3 protein-coding genes and 1 pseudogene are annotated in these 4,136 nt (G+C 63.5%); 1 reads left to right on the top strand and 3 read right to left on the bottom strand.

All coding sequences use genetic code 11. The features are described 5' to 3' along the window. The 3 genes from A2J03_RS04840 to A2J03_RS04830 all read right to left on the bottom strand — a co-directional run. On the bottom strand, window positions 1-1,780 hold a 1,780-nt coding region (locus tag A2J03_RS04840; protein ID WP_068370342.1), incomplete at its 3' end, for a heavy metal translocating P-type ATPase. Window positions 1,781-1,813: 33 nt separating this feature from the next. Beyond that, entirely contained in the window at window positions 1,814-2,044 is a 231-nt protein-coding gene (locus tag A2J03_RS04835; protein WP_068370341.1) for a heavy-metal-associated domain-containing protein, read from the bottom strand. 633 nt (window positions 2,045-2,677) lie between these two features. Further along, window positions 2,678-2,932 carry a hypothetical protein gene (locus A2J03_RS04830; protein WP_082897596.1) on the bottom strand — a complete coding sequence of 85 codons (255 nt, stop codon included), beginning with the start codon at window positions 2,930-2,932 and terminating at the stop codon, window positions 2,678-2,680. Between the two features lie 258 nt (window positions 2,933-3,190). Here A2J03_RS04830 and A2J03_RS30360 point away from each other — a divergent pair. Next, window positions 3,191-4,136 (top strand): annotated as a pseudogene (locus A2J03_RS30360) (hypothetical protein); the annotation flags it as partial.

The following is a 4,136-nucleotide window of genomic DNA, read 5'->3' as shown; positions in this document are numbered from 1 at the left end:
GGAGTTCAGCGACGGTGTGGGACTTGTCTTCCGGTTTTACCCCGGCGAAGTAGCGGTCCACGCCGAGTTCGGTGGCCACGGACTTCGCGACGGCGTCAGCATCACCGGTAATCATGACCACCGTGATTCCGCGGTCGTGGAGCGCGTCGATCGCAGCACGTGATTCCGGCCTGATCTCATCGGCGAGCGCGAGCGCACCGATCACGGTGCCACCTGCCAGGACGTGCAAGATGATCGCCCCATCATCGCGCCACCGGTCGGCGACAGCGAGTTCGGACATGTGTTCCTGCTCAAGCAAAGCGGGCCCGCCGACCTGGATGCGGGTGCCGTCGACCTCAGAGGACACCCCGACAGCTGGGGACGACTGAAAGTCGGTGGCAGCTGGAACTGCCAGGTCGCGGTGTCGTGCGGCATCTATGATGGCGCGTGCAAGAGGGTGCTCGGAGTCTGTTTCGGCGGCTGCGGCCAACGCAAGGACCTCATCCGCGGTGCGCCCGGCGGTCACGTCGATCGCGGTGACGGTGGGTTCGCCTTTGGTCAGGGTGCCGGTCTTGTCGAACAGCACGGTGTCCACTGTCCGCATAGTTTCCAGTGCCAACCGGTCTTTGACCAGGACTCCGCCCCTGGCAGCTCGTTCGGTGGCGATCGAGACCACCAGCGGGATAGCCAGACCCAGAGCGTGCGGGCAGGCAATGACCAGCACGGTGATGGTGCGGATGACAGCGCCGTCGGGCATCCCCAGCAGCGTCCATACAGCGGCAGTGATGACTGCTGCTCCGAGGGCGAACCAGAACAACCAGCCCGCTGCGGTATCGGCGATGCGCTGGGCCCGCGACGTCGAGTTCTGGGCGTCGGCCACCAACCGGCCGATCCCAGCGAGAGCGGTGTCCTCCCCTACTGCGGTGACCTGGACCCGGAGACCGGAGTCGGTGGCCACCGTCCCGGCGACAACCTGCTCACCCTCACTGCGGCGGACGGTGCGCGATTCCCCGGTGATCATCGATTCATCCATACTCGCCGATCCGGAGACGATGGAACCGTCGGCGGGCACCCGCCCGCCGGGGCGGACAACGACGACATCGCCGAGCTGCAACTGCTCCGGGGACACAGAGATCACGTCGTCGCCTTCGACGCGTTCAGCGGTATCGGGGAGCAGCGCCGCCAGAGAATCCAACGCGGATGTGGTCTGTGCGAGTGACCGCATTTCGATCCAATGCCCTAGCAGCATGATGACGATCAGCAATGCCAGTTCCCACCAGAAGTCGAGCTGATGGTCCAGGATGCCGAGGCTCGCTCCCATCGATGCGACGAATGCAACCGTGATCGCCAAAGCGATGAGCAGCATCATTCCCGGTGCACGCGAACGTATCTCACTCACTGCCCCGGTGAGAAACGGCCATCCGCCCCAGGCGTACATCACGGTGCCGAGCACCGGGGAGATCCAGCCGATCCACGACGCGTCGGGCAGAGAGTATCCGAGGAGCATCGCGAACATTCCGGAAGCAATGATTACCGGGACTGCGAGGACCAGCATGAACCAGAACAAGCGGCGGAACATGCCGACGTGATCACCGTGCCCAGCATGACCACCGTGGCCGCCGTGCTCTCCATGCTCGGAGTGGGCTGCGTTGTGCCCGCCGGTGTCGTGGCCCGACTGCGGAGTCGCCTTCTCGGCCACTTCCGTGTGCATTTCGGGTCCTTCTTCATGCCCGCTGTGCTGCAGCCTATTCGGCGGATCCGTCCGCGCGGAGTCGACGTCGGAGTGCGTGTGATCGTTCATCGTGCAGGTCCTCTCATCCATCGAGTTCGATATCTATGCATCCCATGAACTCGCGGGTTCCGGTTCGGCTGTGTATCCGGCGTCGCGGGCGACGATGATCTGCGCCTGGACGAGCTCGGCTGTACTGGTGACCGTGAATGCCCCTGCCGCCGCCGATAACGCGACGGTGTCCACTCCAACCACGGCGCTGACTTCGTCGCGGACCGACGCCTCACAGTGGCCATACATCAATACCGGCGTGACTGGGCAGTGCGTGATGATCATGCGTGCGCTTTCGACGTTGCAAACATATATACCCCGTAGGGGTATGTAACGGTCAGGTCGAACCATACCCCTTCCTGATCCCATTGGGAAGGACCGTCAAGGTGTTGTCAACGTGTGAGCACCAGTCGGCTAGCTAGTAGGTGCGCCCCGCGCGGTCCCTGTCATGCTCACGGGCAGGCAGTCGGTGTCGATATCGACTCGCTCCGGGGCGTGCGAATCCGACGGCGCAACTGAATCTCGCAGCGATGGGCCAGCAACCGGAGGCAGAGTGGGCGATTACACAGTGTCACGGCGCGCGTGGCGGGCCCGTGTGCCGACGCTCAAAGATCGCGGTGCTGCTCGTTCGGTCGATCGGAATCGCCGTAGATCGGACGGTGGAGCAATACTTTCTCGTTCATCATGGGGCTGCGGCGACGCCAACGTAGCGCTGAGTAAGTCATAGATGGGTATATCGCTCACGTTCGGTTCTACCTTCTATCTGATTGCTTCGGTGCGCCTTCGATCGCGCCGACGGTTTCCGGTCACTGGCGCCGTGCGAACACTGTCCTACCGGCCCCCGGCGCGAACCGACATATCCAGACCGCAACCTCGGTCACCTGCGGTGAAAATGCCCACCCAGCAAACCGCAGCTGCTCATTCCCGGGTGACGGCACGCTTCCGCAGCTCAGCTGTTGCCAACTCTGCGACCGCTGCGCGATAGGAATCTCGATCGATTTCGCCGGCAGCGAATCTACGATCGAGGATTTCCTGCGCGTCCTCCCCCGATTGCGGGCGAGCGGAGATCAACCGAACCGCACCCCAGACCAACAGAGCGATCACGACCAGCCAGAACGCGGCCATTCCCGCCATCATCGTCCATCCACCACCCATGGCGCCCATATTCATCATTGTTGCTCCTCACTCTCTTACCTGGCCACCTGCTGACCTGCGGAGTGTGGCCATTCCGCGCCATCTACTATAACGCTTAGTAGTTCAGCTACTATCGAGGATAGTAGTTAACTGCTGCCGAGACGCCGTCGCCCGGACCGGCGATGATGGAGGCCACCTGTGGGAAACAAATCCAACAAGTCACGATCGAAAGCGCCAAAGCGACGAACCACGGCGGGACGATCCGGGGGCGGCCTACCAGTTCCTCGCCCCGGCGACATGCGCACCGAGCCCCAGTCAGGGCATCCCCTCTCCGCGGGGGCCCCACATTCTGCGGTCAGCGTCGCCGCTGCCGACTATCTTCGGAGCAGGGGCCACTCGCCCCGGAGCGGTACACTCCATCCCACTGTCGCCCGGTCTTTCGCGCCGGCCTCCACTGCCCCACCGCGGCCTTCGGCCCAGATCGCAGAACCGACGATCGACACTGCAGCACCGCCGGAGCGCCCACGTGTCCACACCGCCGAGGCGATTGCGCCCGCAACGCGGCAATACACCCCTGACCGGCCCCCGGCGAACAGTTGCGCCGACGCGTTTTCGCAGGTCGAGCCGCTGGGGCTCGCGGCGACATACTGGGGTGTCGCTGCCGATGCCGAGCCCTGCGAGGACGTGTCGATCCGCTTTACCGGAGTGCGGGTGGCGGCCGAGGACCACCAGCCGACCGAAAAGGACCATTTCGAACGAACACTGGTCGTGAAATCGCTCCCACCGGCCGGGGGCCGATTCGCCGCCACCACCCGTATTCAGGGCATCGCCAGCGGAGAGTGGCAGGTGACTGCGCATCGCATCGACGAAGGCGCAGAAGGTACCGAACGGCAACAGAACTCTGTGCTCACAGCCCGAACGGCGCTACTCACTCACGGTCCCGCTTTGCGGGTGTGGAGTTGGCCGGCGTTGGTAGCCGCGGGCGCGGTGGTTGCACTGATTCTTCAGGGACTCCTCCTCGCGCGTACGGACACCAATGTCGCTGCCGCTGTATCAATTTCCGCCTTGAGTTGTGTTCTGGGATATATAGGCGCCAAAGTTTGGTATTTGATCCTGCACCGTCAACCTGCTCGCGCATTCATCCGCGCTGGAGCGTGTATTCAAGGCTTTCTTCTCGTTGCGCTGGGCACCTTGATCATCGGCGGAGCACTCGGGGGTATGGACGTCAGTGCAGTCCTAGATG

This window comes from Rhodococcus sp. EPR-157, assembly GCF_001647195.1.
Lineage (GTDB): Bacteria > Actinomycetota > Actinomycetes > Mycobacteriales > Mycobacteriaceae > Rhodococcoides.
Note: the sequence above shows the minus strand (reverse complement) of the source record. Positions and strands in the feature narration are given on the sequence as shown.

Excerpts from the sequence above, each read along its gene's own strand:
- A2J03_RS04830 (WP_082897596.1), bottom strand. The coding sequence starts at position 2,932 with ATGATGAATATGGGCGCCATGGGTGGTGGATGGACGATGATGGCGGGA.
- A2J03_RS04835 (WP_068370341.1), bottom strand. The coding sequence starts at position 2,044 with ATGATCATCACGCACTGCCCAGTCACGCCGGTATTGATGTATGGCCAC.